Raw genomic sequence first — 20748 nt, 5'->3', positions numbered from 1 at the left:
GTTCAAATTCTGTCAACTGTCATCCAACATCTGTCAACTTTAAAAAAACAACTCATGAAAGAGAAATTGAGCGACATCATCGGGAATTTCAAGAACATGAAAGTTCTGGTAATTGGTGATGCTATTTTAGACACATATGTAAAAGGTGCTCCTGACCGGGTAAGTCGTGAGGCACCTGTTCTTGTGTTTAATGTAGACGAGCAGGAACATCAATGCGGAGGGGCTGCTAACACGGCTATTAATGTTGCAGCACTTGGTGCAGATACTTACTTTCTTACGGTTGTTGGAAAAGACTCCAGTTCGCGTGAACTGATGGAAGTGCTAAAAAAACATAAGGTACATACGGACTATATTTTGCGCGATAAAGGAAGGGTGACTATTGCAAAGAAAAGGATTACATCTGCTTCGCACCAGCTGATGCGAATTGACGAAGGCACTACCTCTCCTATTACCAAAATTTGTGAAAGCGAGATGCTTCAGCATATAACCTCGTTGCATCCAACTTTAGACGCCATCATTGTTTCTGATTATGGTTTCGGTGTTATTACATGTGGAATTATTGATGGCTTGAAAGAATTACAGTCACAGGGGCATAAAATTCTTGTTGCTGACGCAAGAGACTTAAGCAGGTTTAAAACATTAAAGCCGGATGCAGTAAAGCCGAACTATGAAGAAACAATTAAGCTGCTGCAAATCGAAAAAGCTAGTTACAACCGGGCCGACCAGGTGCTTGAGTATAGCAAGAAACTACACGACATAACAGGTGCAAATAAGGTGGCTGTAACGCTCGATGTGGATGGCGTTTTATTTCTTGAAAAAGGAAAATCAGCATACAGAATTCTGGCAGTTCCCCAGGATCATAAGAGAGCTATTGGCGCTGGCGATACTTTCATAAGCGCCCTCACATTGTCACTGGCCTCGAAAGTAAAAGGTGAAGTTGCGGCACAAATAGCCGCAGCTGCAGCAGCCGTTGTAGTGCAAAAAGAAGGCACCGTCGGCTGTTCTAATATTGAGTTAAAAGCCTACTTCACCGCTGTTCCTAAATACATTACTCAAACAGGGCAGTTATTGGAAATATTGAAGGATTTGAAAAAACAGGGTAAAAAGATCGTTTTTACAAACGGCTGTTTTGATATCATTCACAAGGGACATATTGCCCTGCTAAACAAAGCTCGTGAAGCAGGCGATGTGTTAATTGTAGGGGTAAATAATGATAATAGCATTAGAAAACTGAAAGGCCCTGAAAGGCCCATCAATAATTTGGAAGATCGAATAACTGTGCTGGCCGGCCTACAAAGCGTGGACTACCTCGTTGCCTTCGAAGACGAAAGCCCCGTAGAGTTGATCAAAGAAGTTCACCCTGACGTTTTTGTAAAAGGAGGAAACTATACTGAAACTTCTATACCAGAGGCGCCCTTGCTGGAGAAGCTTCGATGCGAGGTTAAAATCGTTCCTTATATAGAAGAACATTCCACAACACACATTATTAATAAAATTCGAGACATTAATCACGAAGTGGAAATTGAAGTTTCATCGAAGGATCTTTCGAAGGCACAGCTAAACTAAAAGCAACGAAGATTGCATAACACCTATCCATGAACACCCAACCGATTTTAATAGTAGACGACGATGGCGACGACAAGGAATTTATAGAAGACGTTTGGAAAGAATTGGACTATAAAAACCCGTTGTTATTTTTTAAGAATGGTGAAGAAGTTCTCAAGTTTTTAGAAGATAAAAAGGTTGTTCCCTTTCTTATTCTTTCCGATGTTAACCTGCCGAAAATGGATGGATTTGAATTAAAAGAACAATTGCTGCAACGGGAGAATACCAGGTACACCAGTATTCCCTTTGTTTTTTGGTCATCTGCAATGTCGAACCAGCAGGTTCAAAAAGCTTATGATTTAGGCGTAAACGGTATCTTCCTAAAAGACAGCAGTTTTAGCGAATTGAAACAGTCACTTATTGATATTGTAAGCTATTGGCTAAAAAGTAAAGTACCGGAATAGTTGGCATCGGTTGCTAAGAGCAATATAAATTTATTGGCGCACGGGCCCCAGATTGTATAGCATAATTGTTGCGTCGCATTTCGTTTATCGGCACCTGTAAATGCATCTTTAGTTTTTATGGATAAATTCTCTAAAGTGAAAATGATGTATAAAAACTTTTGTTTCTAATTTAATAAATGACCTTATCACGGTTATGGATATTACTATTTTAATTCCTACATATAAAAGAGTAAAAGCGCTAGCTGTTACACTTACAAGTCTATACTACCAGACGGAAACCAACTTCAATATTGTAATAGCTGATCAATCTGCTGATGATGCGTTAGAAACCGACGCAACATTACAGACCATAAAAAGATTACTCGAAATAAAAGGATCGCCTGTTGCCATTCTTAAAAATCTTCCGCCCAAAGGGATGGCTCAGCAACGCCAGTTTTTATTAGATCATTCTTCGTCGAAGTACAGCCTGTTTTTGGACGACGATTTGATCCTCGATCCGTTCGTTGTTAAAAATATGAAGGAGATGCTAGAAAAATATTCTATCGGTTTCGTTGGATGTGCCGTTATAGGTTTGAGCTATAAAAACGACATCCGCCCGCACCAGCAGGAAATAGAATTTTGGGAGGGAGAGATAACACCAGAAACCATTGTCCCAAAAAGCCGGGAATGGGAAAGATACCGGGTACACAATGCCGCGAACATTTATCACATTGAACAAAAATTCAACGCTACTCCTGGTAATCCTATGCCCTATAAAATTGCCTGGGTTGGTGGATGTGTAATGTACAACACCGATATGTTGAGAGAAGTAGGCGGTTTTTCGTTTTGGAAAGAATTGCCTGATAAACATTGCGGAGAAGACGTACTGGCCCAGTTACGGGTGATGAAGAAATACGGCGGGTGTGCAATTATTCCCAGCGGCGTGTATCACCAGGAATTGGAAACCACTGTCCCTGATAGAAAGGTGAATGCACCAGAATTCCTGGAAATCTAAACAAGTAATCATTTAGGCTTTAGGGAAGATAGTATAGTGAAACCAACTTCATAGAGAAAAGGGATTCGAGATATGCCTGCTGCTATAAAAACGGCTGTACAAGTGAGTGACACAACAAAAGATCAATAAAGAACAAAGGCTGGCAAACTAAAAGAAGAATTAAGCAAAATCATATGGAGATGAAAAATCCGGCTGTTTCAGTAATAATGCCTACTTATAAACACGAGTTATTTATTCGTCGTGCAATCGCATCCTTACTCGAGCAGTCTTTTACTGACTGGGAGTTGATCATCATAAATGATGGCTCTCCTGATAATACCGAAGAAACTGTTCAACCCTTTTTGCAGGATAAAAGAATTAGATATTATAGAAACAAGTATAACAAAGGCTTAGGTGCTTGTTTGAATTTTGGGATGTCCATTGCCTTTGGTTCTTACATAACTTATCTTCCTTCAGACGATGTTATATATGTTGATCACCTGCAATCTTTACTTGATGTACTTGAGCAAAATGAAGGAGCTGTTTTAGCATATTCGTCCATTCGTCACCATTATAACAGGAGTGCTAAAGGTGTTGTGAACGATGAATGGCTACAACTTGTACAGGTGATGCATAGAAAAACGGAGGAGCGCTGGCTGGATAGAAAAGAGCTGGAAAGCGACGACCTGAACCGTTTGTTCTGGAACAAACTACAAGGTGAAAGGGTGCTTACAAACCAACTTACTTGCGAGTGGGTCGACCATCCGAATCAGCGGTACAAGATAATGCAGGAGCCCATTGGCGGCATCAATACTTTCAGGTCTTATTATAATATTGGCGAGCCCCTGATCTACCATACTACCAAAGGCAATTTTATGAACGAGGTAGAGCGTTATGCGCCCTACCGGGAAAGAGTATCTACTCCGCTAAAAGAAAATGGTCTAAAAATCTTACTGGTTGGTGAGCTTGCATATAACGCAGAACGAGTTTTAGCACTTGAAGAACAAGGCCATAAACTGTTCGGCTTGTGGATGGAGGAGCCTTATTGGTATAACTACGTCGGTCCTCTCCCATTTGATCACGTTGAAGATATTTCTAAGGAAAATTGGGAAGAGGAGATAAAAAGGATCAAACCTGATGTGATATACGCTTTACTAAATTGGCAGGCGGTTCCGCTTTGTCATGAAGTTTTAAAAGCAAATACAGGGATTCCATTTGTGTGGCATTTTAAAGAAGGTCCTTTTATTTGTTTGGAAAAGGGCACCTGGAATGAAATGATTGAGCTTTACAACAAGGCTGATGGCCGCATTTATACGAGCGAAGAGATGAAATGGTGGTTGGATGATTTCATCACTAAAGAGAAGCATTCACTCGATTATGTGCTAGATGGAGATTTGCCAAAAAAAGATTGGTTTGATCAACCTCAATCGAAACTATTGTCAGAAAGCACTCCTGGAGAATTTCACACAGTTGTACCAGGCAGACCTATTGGGTTACATCCTCATACTGTTGTAGAACTAGCTGCCCAAAAAATTCACGTCCACTTTTACGGCGACTTTACACATGGCCAATGGAAGCAGTGGATTGAAAAAACGCAGTTGATGGCTCCGGGTTTCCTTCACATTCATCCAAACGTTGACCAGGAAAATTGGGTCAAAGAGTTTTCGCAATATGACGCAGGATGGCTTCATTTCTTTCAAAGTGAGAACAGGGGCGAAGTCAAACGTTCTAATTGGGATGATCTCAATATTCCTGCAAGGATGGCTACCCTTGCACTTGCCGGAGTCCCAATGTTACAAAGAGACAATGCAGAACATATCGTAGCCATCCAATCAGTGGTTAAGAAGCTGGAGATAGGACTTTTATTCGACGATATGGAAGAACTAGGTAGATTGATGAGAAACAAAACTTTGATGTCGTGCTTAAGGGAAAACACCTGGAGCCAGCGACAGGTGTTTATGTTTGATACCCATGTAGAGGACCTGGTGCAGTTTTTCCGGCAGGTGATTCAAAACTTCAAGAACAAAGAAGCCATACAGACAAATAAAGTAGAACCTCAGTTTTCTGCAACTCATCAAAGAGCAGCTAGTGATAAAACTTATTATTCTCAGCCTCAGCCATTGTAATGGTAGAGGCTGTTTTATTTCAGCCTTCTACTTTTCGTCTTAACAGATTTATCATAGAACTCGGGTTCCTTTTTCCGCACCCACTTAATAAAGCTGCTGATCTCTTCCCGTTGCTGCAAACGCTCGATCGTGTTGTACTCGCGCTTCAATTCATTCTCCGTAAAGACAGCGTGTATTTTATCATGGCAGATTTTATGTAATAGAATAGTAGGCGTGTTTTTGCCGCCCTTGCTTACAGGAATTAAATGGTGTTTGTTCGAAGGTTCTGCCAACTGGCGTCCGCAAAGAAGACAAATGTTGATTATTTCCACAGCCATCATGAAGCAATTGATATACCTGCTTGCACCTACGCAACACTTAAAAACTTCAAAATGTTATTAAAGCGTTAACGAAAAAGTCCCCAAAAAAAAAAAATTAAACAAATGTTTGATTTAAATTAAACGTTTGTTTAATTTTGCAGCTCCAATTCAGAATTATGAATTATAGCGACAAACAGATACAAATTTTAACGACTGCTGAACGTCTGTTTTCTTCCAATGGGTTTGATGGTACATCGGTAAGAGACATTGCAGATGAAGCAGGAGTCAACATTGCGATGATTTCGTACTATTTCGGGTCAAAGGAAAAATTAATGGAAGCCCTTTTTTCGAGAAGATCAGAAGATATCAATATGCAGATAGAAAGTCTGTTGCATAATGAACAGATGAGCTCTTTGCAGAAAATGGAGAGCCTGGTAGATTCTTATATTGAAAGGGTAATGCAAAAGCAGCAATTTTTTAAAATTATGATGTGTGAGCAGGTTATTAACAAAAACCCGGCAATCATAAAGCTCATTGGTGAGATGAAGAAGAGAAACATCGAGTCGATTACCAAACTTATAAAAGACGGGCAGCAAAAAAAGGAATTCAAAAAAAAGGTAGATGTCTTGCTGCTGATGAATACCCTTATTGGCTGCATCACCCAAACAATGCTCACACTTGAGTACTACCAGGAGTTTAACGATCTACAAAATGTTCCGCAGGACCAGTTTTTTGAGCAAATCAAGCAAAAATTAAGCATTCACATAAAATTCTTATTTAAAGCACTATTGAACTATGAAGCATAAATTTCTATTAGCATTTGTAATACTGTTAACTGCAGTTTTTACAAATCCAGACCAACTACTCGCACAGCAAGGTAGAGTGATAACACTGAAGGAAGCTATCGACCTGAGCATTAAGAATAGCAAACAACTAAAAGGCAGCAAAGCAAGAATAGAAGAGGCTACGGCATCAATGAGAGAAGCTCTGGAGCGCAAGCTACCCGAGATTAAAGCATCGGGCTCTTACCTCCGTTTGAATAATCCTAATATAAACGTTCAAAGTAAGTCTACCAATAGTTCCGGTGGCTCGGGAACGTTGGGAACACCGCAGGAGAGCGCAGGCAAACCTTCGTCAGCTATTTATGGTATGCTCAATGCATCCTTACCCATTTATTCGGGATTGAGAATTAGATATGGAATAGAATCATCTAAATATCTCGAAGAAGCTGCAAAGCTCGATGCTGACAACGACCGCGAAGCAGTTGTGCTAAATACCATTAATGCGTTTGATAATCTATATAAGTCAAGAGCCGCAGTTGAACTTGTCAATGAAAGCTTACAAGGAGCCCGCCAGAGAGTAAAGGATTTTTCAAACCTTGAAAAAAACGGCATCCTTCCAAGGAATGACTTGTTGAAAGCGCAGTTGCAACAATCGAATACGGAGCTTTCATTATTAGATGCGGAAAACAACTGGCGACTTGCAAACATAAACATGAACCTAATGTTAGGTTTACCAGATACAACAGTGTTGACGGTTAATGAAACAGATCTTCAATTGTCAGACGTACAGTTGAAACCTGTCGAAGAATATGTACAATTAAGCACGCAAAACCGGAAAGACATTGCTGCATTAGCGTTGCGTAAGAAAGCTGCAAACACAGGTGTAAAAGCTGCGAAAGGAGGAAGCTTTCCATCGGTTGCAGTTACTGGTGGCTATGTTGCCGCAGACATTCCCAATGTATTTACTGTTACGAATGCAGTGAACGTAGGTGTAGGTGTACAATACAGTTTGTCATCTCTGTGGAAAAATTCGCAGGTTGAGCAAGCCAAAGCGAGAGAAAAACAGGTTGAGGCAAGTGAGGAAATATTGAACGATAACGTGCGTTTGGAAGTGAACCAGGCTTATCAAAACTACCTGTCTTCAAGAAAAAAAATTGAAGTATACCAAACAGCAATCGCACAAGCGGAAGAGAATTTTAAGATCGTAAGAAATAAATTCCAAAACCAGTTGGCAACCACAACAGACCTACTTGATGCTGATGTAGCACAACTGCAAGCCCGGTTAAACGCTGCATTTGCAAAAGCTGATGCTTCGGTAGCGTACAACAAATTGCTGCAGACCGCAGGCCTCTTACTCAACAAAACAGAAACTAAATAAAAAACTAGCACAATTAATTTATATGGACACTCAAGCAAACTTAAAAAAGGAAACTGTTACCACTACAACTGTAGCCAAGCCGAAGCGTAGCAAGGTTTTCCCGATCATTTTATTATTACTGATTGTTGCGGGCGGTTGGTTTGGAACGTCAAAATACATCCATGGCCAGCATCATGAAGAAACAGACGATGCCCAGGTAGAGTCTAACATTAGTCCTGTTATACCGAGAGTATCAGGCTACGTTGACGAGGTAAGGGTTAAAGATAACCAACGGGTACACAAAGGAGATACGCTGTTAATCTTAGATCAGAGAGATTTGAAACTCAAAATCGAACAAGCTGAGGCCGCTTTAGCAACCGCTCAAAGCAACCTGGGTGTAGCAAGAACTTCAACATCTGCAGCTCAATCTAATATAGCGCCTGTGCAGGCTTCTATAGGTACAATTGATGCCCAGATCGAAGTGGCTAGAATAAACTTGACAAGAGCAAGTCAGGATTTTGATCGCTATGCTAATCTTATCAAAGATCACTCTATCACCCAGCAACAATATGAGCAGGCATTAGCAGCCAAGCAAACTGCTGAGAAACAAATTCGAATCTTGCAGGAACAAAGAAAAGAGGCGTCTTCTCAGAGCAATGCAATTTCTTCTCAAAGCGGCGCAACAGCTTCACAAATAAGGGTGGCCAGTTCTGTTATTAAACAGCGCCAGGTCGATGTGGATGAAGCAAAGTTGAACCTGTCTTATGCAGTAATTACTGCTCCCGCAGATGGCCTGGTTTCTAAAGTGAACGTACAACCAGGTCAGTTTCTACAAGCTGGTCAATCTTTGTTCAGCATCGTACTTAACGACGACCTATGGGTGGTTGCGAACTTCAAAGAAACTCAGTTTGACAGGATGCGTATTGGTCAAAAAGTGATTGTGCATGTTGATGCTTTTCCAGGTCATGATTTTGAAGCGAAGCTTTCATCTTTTTCACCGGCTACGGGCGCCCGCTTTGCTCTATTGCCTCCTGATAACGCTTCAGGAAACTTCGTGAAAGTAGTTCAGCGGCTTCCGGTAAGAATTGAGTTTGCTCAACCAAATGATACGCTGCTTAAACAATTAAGACCGGGAATGAACGTTGATGTTGACGTGCATTTGGATTAAATTCTGGAAGGTATTGCGTTTAAGAGAGTGGGTGCCAGCTGCAGAACTTTCTTCATCTCCTGTTGTGTCACTCACTTGTACTTGGAATCTTTATGCAGCAGTAATGCGGTTGTTTGAACGAAGCGACTTGAGGTGCGTTTATCGGCCTGGCGGTTTTTTGCCAAATATTGTTTAAAGTACAAGTGTGCGACGCAACGATGTTGAACAGCAATACAATGGCGACTAGCTAAAAACTTCTGTAGTAAAACAAAATAAATTTTTTATAATAATATTTTATGCAACAGGCGAATTCGTTGGTTGAGTATGGATCGAGGCGTGTGATTATAACAATAACAGCTATACTCTGTGCCTTGTTAGAGATTGTAGACAGCACTATTGTAAACGTTGCTTTGAACGATATGCGCGGTAACCTTGGCGCTACCATGACTGAAGTTGGATGGGTAATCACAGCATATGCAATCGGTAACGTAATTGTCGTTCCCATGACGAGCTGGCTTTCTCAACAGTTTGGACGAAGTAATTATTTTGCTGCTTCAATCATACTTTTTACAGTCTGCTCCTTTCTTTGTGGTAATGCAAATGGTATCCTTGAGCTCGTAATTTTCAGGTTTTTGCAAGGTGTTGGAGGCGGTGCGTTACTGGTTACATCGCAAACCATTATAACCGAAAGTTACCCAGTCGAAAAACGCGGAATGGCGCAGGCAATTTATGGGCTCGGGGTGATTATTGGTCCTACATTGGGACCACCGCTAGGAGGTTATATTACGGACAATTTTTCATGGCCTTTTATATTTTACATAAATATTCCGATCGGTATTATTGCCACGTTGCTTACGCTTCAATTTGTGAGAAGCCCCAAGTATGGTGAAAAGAGCGCGGCTAAAGACGTTGATTGGGCGGGCATTGGCCTGTTAGCGCTGGCAGTTGGTTCGTTACAATTCGTATTGGAAAGAGGGCAAGACGAAGATTGGTTTGAAAGCTTAAGCATCACCGTCTGTGCGGTGTTGGCTGTTTTTGGTTTCTTCTTTTTTATATGGCGGGAGCTGACTTTTAGAAACCCGATCGTGGAGCTGAGAGTATTAAAAAACGGTAACCTAAGGGTCGGAACCATTTTATCATTCATTTTAGGATTCGGCTTATATGGCTCCACTTTCATTGTGCCGCTTTACACTCAATCAACATTGGGCTGGACCGCTACTCAATCAGGTATGCTAATGATACCGGCGGCATTGACCACAGCCTTTATGATGCCGATTATAGGTCAGTTACTACAGCGCGGCGTGCCGCAACAATACCTTGTCGCACTGGGAATGCTCTTGTTTTTTGCCTATAGTTTTTGGGGATATAAAATTATTACGCCCGATACAAGCAAAGATGCATTCTTCTGGATGTTGATTGTTCGTGGTATCGGTATGGGTATGCTGTTTATCCCGATTACAACTCTTTCTCTTTCCACACTAAAGGGTCAGCAAATCGGCCAGGGCGCTGCATTTACTGGTATGATGCGACAGCTGGGAGGTTCATTTGGAGTAGCTACCATCACTACTTTTTTGGCCCGTCAAAACATGACTCACCGAAACGACCTGGTGAGTAAGCTAGACATCAACAACCCCCTCGTCCAACAAAGAGTAGCGGGAATGCAACATAGCTTTATGAACAAAGGAATTTCCCCTGAGCGCGCCTTGGAGTCGGGTTATAAATCGTTGGATTACATGGTGACCAAACAAGCCGCCGTTTTATCATACATGGATGCTTTCCTGTACCTCGGTGTGATGTTTCTTATTTGCATTCCATTTGTGTTGATGGTAAAAGGAAATAAGGGCAATAAGATTAACCCGGCGGAGGCAATGCATTAGTGAGGATACTCGAACTCGGCATCTTAACCTTACCGGTGAGGAAAAAAGTTTAAGAATTGGCTGCTTATTTTTTAATTGAAAATAGTTTCAATATTTTTAGACAGTTGTCGCCTTTTTTACGACAAATTACCTAAATTCGTACAAAATTTTAATATGAATAGAGATGCTGCTATTAAAACAACCGTCAAGACTACTGCTAAGAGTAATGGTAAAGAAGCTCAACATAAACCTTTGGTTATGGCAGAAGTACAAACAAAAAGGCAACCAGAAATGTTCTTTTCATATAAATCTGCAGACGACAAAGATCTTTTGACCATTATTGATATTGTACGAAATGGCATCTCTTATAAAGACTTTAGTAAAATTGTAGTTGATACTCCTTTCTCTCTAACTGAGTGGGCGAACTATCTGCAGCTCTCCGAACGAACTATCCAACGAAATCAAAAGGAAAAAAAATCTTTTCAACCTATTCAATCAGAGAGAATTGTCGAAGTAAGCATGCTCTACACCTATGGAGTTGAGGTATTTGGTGATAAAGACAATTTTGATGTTTGGTTAAATTCTAAATCAATTTCATTGGGTGGTAGAACACCAAAAGATCTACTTGATACAAAATTCGGTATTAGCATGGTGCGTGATGAGTTAGGGAGAATAGAACATGGTATTTTAGCATGATTGTTTACAGACTAAGTAAAGGCAAGTACCACCGCGACCTTTCGGGGAAAGGGGCAGAACTATACGGGGGGCGATGGAACAGTAAAGGAACCGCCCTGCTTTATACCAGTCAATCACGCGCTTTAGCTTTTGCTGAAATTTCGATGCATATTCCTCTTGGCATAATACCCAAAGATTATTTCTTGATCAGTATTCAAATTCCTGACACTGCAGATATACTTGAACTGGTGGAAGCAGACATGCCCACGGACTGGCGTTCTAACCCTCACTCCGATAGCACCCAGAAAATTGGCGACCAGTTCGCTGCCGGTTTAAAATATCTTGCTTTACGGGTGCCTTCTGCAGTTGTTCCCGGAGATTCAAATTACCTGATCAACCCTTTGCATGCTGCAATAAATGAGGTAACCATTACTGAGGTAGAACCTTTTGAATTTGACAGCAGGTTTGCGTCTCGCAACGTTTAAACTTAGTTTCGACGTTTAACAACCTCTTTTGCGTTTACAACAAATCAAACACCTTTTCCTCCTGCAATAAGTAGAGCCGGGCGTACTGTAACAGTATCACTGTTTTTGCATCCTTTATTTCTCCTGACTGAATTTTAATAAAAGCATCCTCAAAAGGAAGCTCAATCACGTCTATCTCTTCCTTTTCTTCCTCTAAACCTCCCCCATTACCTACTTTCTGCTTAGGGTCATATTCTGCTACGTAATAGTGTATTATTTCTGCAACAGAACCAGGTGTGCTATACAACTCAAAAATCTTTTTCACCTTCTCTACTTTGTAGCCGGTCTCTTCTTCTATTTCTCTGACAATCCCCTCTGATGGGTCCTCATTATCTTCTACAATTCCCGCGCAGGTTTCTATCATCATCCCCGAGGGATGGTTATTTAAAAACGCTGGCAGGCGAAACTGTCGGGTAAGAACAACCGTACTTTTCTCCCTGTTATATAATAAAACAGTCGCTCCATTTGCTGAAAGATATACTTCACGAGACACCTCTTCAACAGATCCTTTATTGGTTTCAACTTCGTACTTCACCTTCTTTAACGGGAAGAAATTATCTGACAGCACTTCTGTTGATTTGATCCTTACATTCTTTGCCATTTATAATTTTTACATAAAAGGATACAAATGTTATGCTACCTCGTTTTCAATCTATAATGACGAATTCTGTTGACAACAATAACTTATATAAAAGATAATTGGGGTATCAGCACAACAACCTTTATCAGCATTGTTGTGTCACACCCTTGTACTGGTATCACTCTAAGCAGCCTTTTTGTAGATGTTCAAACTAGAAAAGCTCCTCCTGGCCATCTTTTTTTTCTTTCCCGGTTTTAGAACCAACTACCGGCTCTTTTTTTATTCTATCTGTTGCCAATTCCGAAATAAACAATGGTTCCTTTAACGATAACCCACAATGAGTATTTAGCTTTTGTACCAGGTAGGAAGACAACTCAGGTGAGTAGGTCTCATCGTGCATATGCATGAAAAAGTATAACTCCTTCAATCCGTTATCCAACCAATATTTTATCCGTTCAACCCAATCATCAATACGGGCATAATCGGTTGGATCAAGACTGTTTCCAACAAAACGAACAAATGCTTTTGGAACACTTAAATACATATGAACACAATCACGTCGGCCCGCAGTATCAGTTATAATATATCCGACGTTCAACTGCTTAAGTATGGAGAGCAAGGACTCAGTTTCTGCTTTGCTGCTAAACCAATCAGGATTTCTAACCTCCAAAAAGAACTGCAGATCTTTGGGAAGGCTTTCAAGATATTTCAATAAAGCATCTTTTCTTTTAGGAGTAAAACGATCGCTAACCTGTAGAAAGATGGGACCTAAATGTTTACCAAAGGCATAGATGCCTTCAAGGAAAGCGTTTGTTTTATCCTCAATATCTACAAACGAACTATAGTGGCTAATTGTCTGCGGAACTTTTGGACAAAAAATAAAGTCCTTTCCATCTGCCTTGTCTGCCCACTTTTGTATAGATGAAGGCGGATACGTTTTATAATGAGTGGCGTTCAGTTCAATACTATTATAATGCTCTACATAATGATCAAGAAACTTTGCTTCCTTAGTCCCTTCAGGATAAATTTTATCTACCCATTCGGTTCGCCCCCACTTTGCACACCCCACGTAAATCTTAGGTTCGTCTACTTTTTCACCACTCAGAACATTTTTATTCCAGCCCCGATCTGCCGGCAGTGAAAGGTCCGCAGCTTTTAATGTTTCTAAAGAAATTTTCCCAAAATCCATAAAATCATTTTGTGCAAGTTAAACAACAGCTGGAGATTGTAAGATTACAAAAATCATTACCAGCTTGTTGCAAATAGTAGACTCCTACCGACGGTTTTAAATAATCTCCCCTTAACAATCGACTGACGTTTTATTGACTTAGTTATGCTAATTTTAAAATAAGCAATAGAAAGCATTTGATAAACTTTATCCTTAATAACAACGAGATTAATACCGACAGACCTGCGGGCAGTTTGCTCCTTGATTTCATCAGGTATAACCAGCACTTAATGGGCACAAAAATAGGCTGCCGTGAAGGCGATTGCGGCGCGTGTACTGTGTTGGTTGGAGATTTGGAAAATGGCGAATTGCAGTATCGTTCTTTTACTTCGTGCCTTACGCCTTTAGGCAATATTCATGGGAAACATGTTGTTACTGTTGAAGGTATCAATATGGATGATCTTAATCCTATTCAGCAGTGCATGGCAGATGCTTCAGCCACCCAATGTGGATTTTGTACGCCAGGGTTTGTAATGTCATTAGCCGGATTTTGTTTAAGCGATCAAGATGCGAACCAACAGAACGCTGTTGCTGCCATCGATGGAAACATCTGCCGTTGTACCGGCTACAAATCAATTGAACGTGCAGCAGGAAAGATTACTGAATTAATGCAACAAAAAGGTAACCAAGAGGCTGTAGAATTTGTGACAGCTAACAACATACTACCCGGTTATTTTGCAAGCATAAAAGAGCGATTGCAAAAGTTATCGCTAGCGTTGAATGGTGAATTAAATCAACCAGCTTCAACCGCACAATTTGCAGGTGGTGGAACAGATCTGTATGTTCAAAAGCCAGAAGAGCTGAAAGAAGCAAACGTTCGTTTTTTGTACAATAAAGATGTTTTAAAGGGTATTAGGAAAACAGGCAATAAATGTTTCGTAGGTCCCTCTGCAACTGTAACTGATTTGCAAGGTTCAGAGGTTATGCGACAGTATTTTCCAAATTTCAATAAGCAGGTAAAGCTGATTTCGTCAACGCCTATTCGCAACATGGCAACCATTGCCGGTAATTTTATCAATGCTTCGCCCATCGGTGATTTTACCATTTTCTTTTTAGCCTTGAATGCGACATTGGTATTAAGTGATGGAAATAAAACGAGAGAATTACCATTGCATAAATTATACAAAGGATATAAAACGCTCGACAAAAGACCAGAAGAATTCATTGAACAAATCTGGTTTGAATTGCCAGGAAAAAACACTTTTTTCAACTTCGAAAAAGTAAGCAAACGAACGCATTTAGATATTGCAAGTGTAAATACAGCTATTCAATTAACGGTAGTTGATGGGACAATAACGGAAGCACATCTCTCGGCAGGTGGTGTTGGACCAATACCAAAGCTTTTGGAACAAACATCTGAATTTTTAAGAGGTAGAGCAGTAACTGAAGAGGTTATCAATGATGCAATAGATATTGCTCAATCAGAAATCTCCCCAATTAGTGATGCAAGAGGAACTTCTGGGTACAAACGTTTATTATTAGGTCAATTAATCAAAGCGCATTTTATAGCCTTGTTCCCACACCTACAAGTAAAGAAGTTGCTCTTGTCACATAGCTCTTGATGAAAAAGAATAACCTGTACAAGAGTGGACGCAAGAAAAGACAGGTTGAAATAGCGAGGCCGGTACTAAAAATAAAACATGAAGAACATAGATTCAAAAACACATACAAGAGGTAAATCTATTTATTTAGATGATATTCCACTACTACAGGGAACGCTGTTTGGTGCTGCTTTCGGGTCTCCAATTGCTCACGGCATTATCAGAAGTTTGAACATAAGTGTTGCAGAACAGATGCCAGGCGTCATTAAAGTTTTTACTGCGAAAGATGTAACAGGCGAAAACCAAATTGGTGGAATTATTCCGGATGAGCCTCTTCTTGCAGAACATGAAGTTGACTTTTGCGGCATGCCTGTCGCTTTTGTCGTGGCACAATCAGATGACGCAGCGCGGGCAGCAGTGAAGACGATCACAATAGATATTGAACCGCTACCTGTAATTACAGATCCGAGAGAGGCAAAGGCAAGAGGCGAATTAATTGTGCCGCCAAGAACTTTTTCATTGGGAAATGTTGATACTGCATGGCAAGCGTGTGAATATATTTTTGAAGGAATTGCTGAAACAAACGGCCAGGAACATCTATACATAGAAACACAGGGAGCGTATGTTATACCTCAGGAAAATGGTGCGCTGAAAGTCTACTCGTCAACTCAAGGACCAACAGCGGTGCAAAGGGCATCATGCAGAGTTACAGGTTTACCAATGCACTTGGTTGAAGTAGAGGTAACGCGATTGGGCGGTGGGTTTGGTGGTAAAGAAGACCAGGCAAATACATGGGCGGCATTGTGCGCACTTGCAGCACACCGCTTGAGAAAGCCCGTAAAATATTCGCTGCACAGAATGGAAGACATGGCTATGACAGGCAAACGCCATCCATATTCTTCTGACTACAAAATCGGTTTTGATAAGGACCTGAAGATGGTCGCTTACGAGGCTACCTTTTATCAGAACGCAGGCGCGGCTGCCGATTTATCTCCGGCTATAATGGAGCGAACGTTACTGCACTGCACCAATTCCTATTTCATTCCAAACGTAAAAGCAACTGCTTATAGTTGTCGTACCCACTTGCCACCCAACACTGCATTCCGCGGCTTCGGTGGACCGCAATCGATGTTTGTAATAGAGTCAGCAATCGCAAAAGCTGCTGATACTCTCGGTATAGATTCAGCTGTTATTCAAAAGAAGAATTTGATTAAAACAGGCGACGAATTTCCATTTGGTCAAAAGGCAGTAAGTGAAGCTGCAGAATGTTGGAAGAAGGCGGAACAACTTTACGAAGTCAATTCGATAAGAGAAGGAATAAAGGATTTTAATAGTAAAAATCAAATTTATAAAAAAGGCCTTGCGCTAATGCCAGTCTGTTTTGGCATCTCTTTTACCAATACTGCCATGAACCAGGCAAGGTCGCTGGTTCACGTATACTTTGATGGCAGCGTTAGTGTAAGCACGGGAGCAGTTGAGATGGGGCAAGGCGTGAACACAAAAATATTGCAGGTAGCTGCAATAGTTTTTTCGATACATCCAGATAGAGTGAAAGTACAAACTACCAGCACCTCACGCATCGCAAATACCTCTCCGTCAGCTGCAAGTGCTACGGCTGATTTGAATGGTAAAGCCACTTATTTAGCTTGTACCCGAATCCTGGAACGACTTAAAAAGGTGGCTGCAGAAGAATTAGGTGTTGACGAAAATTTGATTGAACTAAAGGATGAATACGTTTTTGTAAATAATGTACAATCAGATTTAGATTGGAAAAAGCTGGTTAATACGGCACACCTTAAAAGGGTTGGAATATCGGAACATGCAAACTATGCGACGCCGGAAATTTATTTTGATAAAGCGAAAGAAAAAGGTCATGCATTCAGCTATCATGTATATGGCACTGCAGTAACTGTGGTAACTGTTGATTGCCTCCGCGGTATTTATGAAATTGACGCTGTGAAGGTTGTACATGATTTTGGTACCAGCATGAATCCTGCAATTGATATTGGGCAAATCGAAGGTGGCATAGTACAAGGCATTGGGTGGATGACAATGGAGGAAATCATTTACGACAAAGAAGGTAAGTTAAGATCAAACGCTTTATCCACTTATAAGGTCCCTGATATTTATTCTGCTCCTAAAGAAATCTCTATCGATTTCCTTCAAAGTGATAAAGATAATCTTGCCATCTTTCGTTCGAAGGCTGTTGGTGAACCCCCTTTTATGTATGGCATCGGCACCTACTTTGCTTTGCGAAATGCAATCAAAGCTTTTAATCCTTTAGCCCATATTCCTTTTAACGCCCCAATGACCCCTGAAAAAACTTTATTAGCCTTGTATTCAAATCCCCAGCCATTATCAAAGGAGATCAAGCGAAAAGATGAAGAAGCAGTTACAAGTGTGGCAATTAATTAGTCGAAGCCTGGGCGAAGGCGTTCCCGTAATGTTATTGTATGTTCTTGAGAGTTTTGGCAGCAGCCCGGGCAGGGCGGGTTTTTTTATGGCAGTAAATGCAAGAGGTGAACTACAGGGGTCTATTGGAGGAGGAATAATGGAGCATAAATTTGTTGAGATGGCTAAGGAGAAGCTGAAAGCTGATGAATACTATAACAAAATCTTTAAGCAAATACATGATAAAGCATCACTATTATTTCAAAGTGGAATGATTTGCTCCGGCGAACAAAGCAACCTATTGTACAGGATAAAGGAAGAGGATTATGAAGCAATCAATCAAATAATAAGCTGTTTACAAAATAATAAGCCCGGAACTCTTAAACTATCACAAAATGGAATCAATTTTTCTCACGAAGTTCCTGATGATGTGGGAAGTTTTTTTGTCGTTCAAAGTGAGTTATTAGAAGACTGGATATACGAGGAACAAATCGGTTTCAAAAACAATCTCCACGTAGTCGGCTCCGGTCATTGCGCATTGGCCCTATCAAAGATTATGGCGGAGATGGACTTTTATATTCATTTATATGACGACAGAGAGAATTTGAAAACCTTTTTAGACAATAGTTATGCTCATCAAAAAACTGTCGTCAACAGCTATCCTGAATTAAAAACATTCATTCCACCAGGAGAAGGTAGCTACGTTGTAGTGATGACAGTTGGGTACAGAACTGATGACATTGTTGTGAGGTCGCTAATGGATAAAAACTTTAAGTTCTTTGGTTTACTTGGCAGCAAAAAAAAGATTGAAAAAATGTTTTCGGATTATAGGAAAGAGGGTATCAATGAAGAATTATTGAAAAAGATTTACGCTCCAGTTGGTCTACCTATCAACAGCCAAACACCTGAAGAGATTGCGATTAGTATTGCGGCGCAAATTATACAAGTCAAAAATGAAGTTTTAAAGTGACTGTCAATTTTCTTCCTCTCTTGTAATCGTTCCTGTTATATATCCAAATGGTTCATCAGTTGCAATAAAAATTTCATTATCATTTTCCATACCAAATTGCTGGAGGTTAAAAGGTATATGATGCTTGTTTGGCATAATCAGGCTAATCTCTTTTATTTCAGGGTTTTCTTCTAAGACGGCCTCACCCATTGCATATAATGTCTGCTGAACAGATAAGCTGTTGTGAAAAGCAAAGGTTCTTAAACAAGCGTTTCGAACCTTTTCAAATAATTCTGCAAAATTTAATTTATAAGAATTGTATACCCATGTCGCTTCACACTCTGTTGCAAAAATTCTGTCTGTTGTTTCTTTCAGTGTCGTATACCGGTCCTTTATATAATCTGTAAAAGCTGAATTTGTTGTTTTCAATATCAGTAAACCTTTAATGCCTGACGTCACACTTGTTTTATGTGCGTCTTGTACAACTGTCGTAACATGCTTTTCATTTCCCTTACTTTGATATGTATGCGGATGTTCTGATCCGTCGAAGGACATACGGCTATATAAATGCTCTGTAATTTCAATAGTGGTCTGTGAGACTTGCGGATTATTAGAAAAGAAATGATTGGCGAGATGTATTGCAAAGTCTTCTATAGATGAAACAAAGTGATCTTTAGCTAAAGCATACACGGTATTTTTCTGAGTATCAGTAGGAAGTATTTTCCTGTTATTTCCCTGCGTATACACTGTTTCAAAATCTCCCTGCAACGATACATTTACTGAAATCTGCCTGAACTCGTGATATGCCTCGTGCCTCGTTACTTTTGACAGGTTAATTGCATTCTTCCCATAAGCATCTTGCACCAGTTTGTATTTCATAATCAGTTAGTTTGGTTCTCACTAAAACAGCCCAATTTAGAAATATAATTCTACTTTTATTTGCATCGCCATTAATAAAAATGCGTCGCAATAACATGTACGACTTAGTTATCAAAAGTAAAAATGTGGTTTATGAAGATGGAGTTAAGGAAGCATTTGTTTTAATTAAAAATGGAGTGATAGAAGACGTCGTAACGAAGCTGCCAAATCATACAAACTCAGATTTCGTTGACGTTGGAAATAAAATACTGATGGCGGGTTTGATTGATCCACACGTGCACATTAACGAACCAGGAAGAACAGACTGGGAAGGATTTGAAACAGCCACAAAAGCAGCCATCGCGGGTGGATTAACAACACTGGTTGACATGCCACTAAACTCCTCACCTGTCACCACAACGGTAAAAGCTTTTGAAGAAAAACTAACCGCGGCAAATAAAAACCTGCATACCAACGTTGGCTTTTGGGGCGGTATCGTCCCGGGAAATGATGGGGAAATTGAAGGATTGATTGAAAAAGGTGTGCTGGGGTTTAAAGCTTTTCTTACACATTCGGGCATTGATGATTTTCCAAATGTGACAGAAGATGATTTAACGAAAGCAATGCCGATAATTGCTAAATACAAATTACCCCTGTTAGTACATTGCGAGTTAACTAGCGCTGAACAGTTTGAGAATGTCCATCCTCGCTCGTACAAAAATTATCTTTCTTCGCGACCAAAGAAATGGGAAGATGACGCCATCGTATTGATGATACGGCTCTGTGAAGAATTCGGTTGCCGCACACATATCGTTCATTTATCGTCATCCAATTCTGTAGAACAAATAAAAAAAGCAAAAGAAAGAGGCTTACCGTTAACAGTTGAAACAGGGCAGCATTATTTATACTTTTCTGCAGAACAAATCCACGACGGAGAGACGCAATTTAAATGCGCGCCCCCTATAAGAGAAAAAGAAAACAATGACTTATTATGGCAGGCTTTGAAAGATGGTGTGATTGACTTCGTAGCAACAGACCACTCCCCTGCTCCACCGGAAATGAAGCAATTAATAACAGGTGACTTTATGAAAGCATGGGGCGGGATAGCATCGCTTCAATTTGCATTACCTGTATTGTGGAGTGTAGCAAAAGAAAGGTCAGCACTAATAAGCGACATCGCAAAATGGCTGTGTGAAAAACCATCGGTGCTCATTGGCAAACAGGCAACGAAAGGAAAAATTGCTAAGGGATTCGATGCGGACCTTGTGGTTTGGGACGCTGAGCAAAAGTTTGTTGTGATGGAAGAAATTATTCAACATAAACATAAAATGACTCCTTACTTAAATGAGGAATTATACGGGGTTGTCGAGCAGACATATTTGGCAGGAAAAAAGGTTTTTGACAAAGGAAAATTCATTGGACTAAATCAAGGTACAATCATAACAAGATAACT

At 40.3% G+C, this 20748-nt stretch carries 18 protein-coding genes; 14 read left to right on the top strand and 4 right to left on the bottom strand.

Translation table 11 applies throughout. The annotated features are described in order from the left end of the window. The first annotated feature begins 54 nt into the window (after positions 1 to 54). From rfaE2 to SAE01_RS02465, 4 genes are all read left to right on the top strand, one after another. Complete coding sequence (gene rfaE2 / locus SAE01_RS02480) at positions 55 to 1566, top strand: D-glycero-beta-D-manno-heptose 1-phosphate adenylyltransferase (RefSeq protein WP_147201938.1); 1512 nt, start codon at positions 55 to 57, stop codon at positions 1564 to 1566. 29 nt (positions 1567 to 1595) lie between these two features. Next, on the top strand, positions 1596 to 2009 hold the full coding sequence (locus SAE01_RS02475; RefSeq protein WP_147201937.1) for a response regulator: 414 nt from the start codon (positions 1596 to 1598) through the stop codon (positions 2007 to 2009). Positions 2010 to 2202: 193 nt separating this feature from the next. Continuing rightward, a complete protein-coding gene (locus SAE01_RS02470) occupies positions 2203 to 3003 on the top strand; it encodes a glycosyltransferase (protein ID WP_147201936.1) in 801 nt (266 codons plus the stop codon). A 179-nt stretch (positions 3004 to 3182) separates the two neighbouring features. Beyond that, entirely contained in the window at positions 3183 to 5108 is a 1926-nt protein-coding gene (locus SAE01_RS02465) for a glycosyltransferase family 2 protein (RefSeq protein ID WP_246113138.1), read from the top strand. Between the two features lie 14 nt (positions 5109 to 5122). Here the strand turns inward: SAE01_RS02465 and SAE01_RS02460 are convergent, their stop codons facing one another. Next, complete coding sequence (locus tag SAE01_RS02460; RefSeq protein WP_147201934.1) at positions 5123 to 5428, bottom strand: HNH endonuclease; 306 nt, start codon at positions 5426 to 5428, stop codon at positions 5123 to 5125. Positions 5429 to 5583: 155 nt separating this feature from the next. Here SAE01_RS02460 and SAE01_RS02455 point away from each other — a divergent pair, with 155 nt between their 5' ends. From SAE01_RS02455 to SAE01_RS02430, 6 genes are all read left to right on the top strand, one after another. Continuing rightward, on the top strand, positions 5584 to 6213 hold the full coding sequence (locus tag SAE01_RS02455) for a TetR/AcrR family transcriptional regulator (RefSeq protein WP_147201933.1): 630 nt from the start codon (positions 5584 to 5586) through the stop codon (positions 6211 to 6213). After that, entirely contained in the window at positions 6203 to 7567 is a 1365-nt protein-coding gene (locus SAE01_RS02450; protein WP_147201932.1) for a TolC family protein, read from the top strand. The genes SAE01_RS02455 and SAE01_RS02450 overlap by 11 nt, the downstream gene beginning before the upstream one ends. A 22-nt stretch (positions 7568 to 7589) precedes the next feature. Next, a complete protein-coding gene (locus tag SAE01_RS02445) occupies positions 7590 to 8714 on the top strand; it encodes an HlyD family secretion protein (protein ID WP_147201931.1) in 1125 nt (374 codons plus the stop codon). A 275-nt stretch (positions 8715 to 8989) separates the two neighbouring features. Next, positions 8990 to 10570, top strand: coding sequence for a DHA2 family efflux MFS transporter permease subunit (locus SAE01_RS02440; protein WP_147201930.1), 1581 nt, complete (start codon positions 8990 to 8992; stop codon positions 10568 to 10570). Positions 10571 to 10723: 153 nt separating this feature from the next. Continuing rightward, positions 10724 to 11245 carry an Xre family toxin-antitoxin system antitoxin gene (locus SAE01_RS02435; RefSeq protein WP_218029052.1) on the top strand — a complete coding sequence of 174 codons (522 nt, stop codon included), beginning with the start codon at positions 10724 to 10726 and terminating at the stop codon, positions 11243 to 11245. Next, on the top strand, positions 11242 to 11709 hold the full coding sequence (locus SAE01_RS02430; RefSeq protein WP_147201929.1) for an RES family NAD+ phosphorylase: 468 nt from the start codon (positions 11242 to 11244) through the stop codon (positions 11707 to 11709). The genes SAE01_RS02435 and SAE01_RS02430 overlap by 4 nt, the downstream gene beginning before the upstream one ends. Before the next feature lie 34 nt (positions 11710 to 11743). On the opposite strand, the gene SAE01_RS02425 is transcribed toward SAE01_RS02430, so the two are convergent. Continuing rightward, positions 11744 to 12349, bottom strand: a complete 606-nt coding sequence (locus SAE01_RS02425) for an NUDIX domain-containing protein (RefSeq protein WP_147201928.1) — start codon at positions 12347 to 12349, stop codon at positions 11744 to 11746. Positions 12350 to 12539: 190 nt separating this feature from the next. Continuing rightward, the gene (locus SAE01_RS02420) at positions 12540 to 13517 is read right to left on the bottom strand and encodes a DUF72 domain-containing protein (protein ID WP_147201927.1); all 978 of its coding nucleotides are present in this window, start codon (positions 13515 to 13517) and stop codon (positions 12540 to 12542) included. A gap of 176 nt (positions 13518 to 13693) precedes the next feature. On the opposite strand from SAE01_RS02420, the gene SAE01_RS02415 reads away from it, so the two are divergent. The 3 genes from SAE01_RS02415 (at position 13694) to SAE01_RS02405 (ending at position 18458) form a co-directional block, all read left to right on the top strand. Beyond that, entirely contained in the window at positions 13694 to 15118 is a 1425-nt protein-coding gene (locus SAE01_RS02415) for an FAD binding domain-containing protein (protein WP_147201926.1), read from the top strand. A gap of 78 nt (positions 15119 to 15196) precedes the next feature. Next, positions 15197 to 17512: a xanthine dehydrogenase molybdopterin binding subunit gene (locus SAE01_RS02410; protein WP_147201925.1), complete on the top strand. Its 2316-nt coding sequence runs from the start codon at positions 15197 to 15199 to the stop codon at positions 17510 to 17512. After that, positions 17478 to 18458 (top strand): XdhC family protein, encoded by a 981-nt coding sequence (locus SAE01_RS02405; protein WP_147201924.1) that lies wholly within the window; start codon positions 17478 to 17480, stop codon positions 18456 to 18458. The genes SAE01_RS02410 and SAE01_RS02405 overlap by 35 nt, the downstream gene beginning before the upstream one ends. 3 nt (positions 18459 to 18461) lie before the next feature. On the opposite strand, the gene pucL is transcribed toward SAE01_RS02405, so the two are convergent. Then, the gene (pucL, locus tag SAE01_RS02400) at positions 18462 to 19316 is read right to left on the bottom strand and encodes a factor-independent urate hydroxylase (protein WP_147201923.1); all 855 of its coding nucleotides are present in this window, start codon (positions 19314 to 19316) and stop codon (positions 18462 to 18464) included. A gap of 95 nt (positions 19317 to 19411) precedes the next feature. Between pucL and allB the strand changes: the two genes are divergently transcribed. After that, positions 19412 to 20746, top strand: coding sequence for an allantoinase AllB (gene allB / locus SAE01_RS02395; protein ID WP_147201922.1), 1335 nt, complete (start codon positions 19412 to 19414; stop codon positions 20744 to 20746). Positions 20747 to 20748 lie beyond the last annotated feature (2 nt).

It is taken from the genome of Segetibacter aerophilus, from assembly GCF_007991655.1.
Lineage (GTDB): Bacteria > Bacteroidota > Bacteroidia > Chitinophagales > Chitinophagaceae > Segetibacter > Segetibacter aerophilus.
Note: the sequence above shows the minus strand (reverse complement) of the source record. Positions and strands in the feature narration are given on the sequence as shown.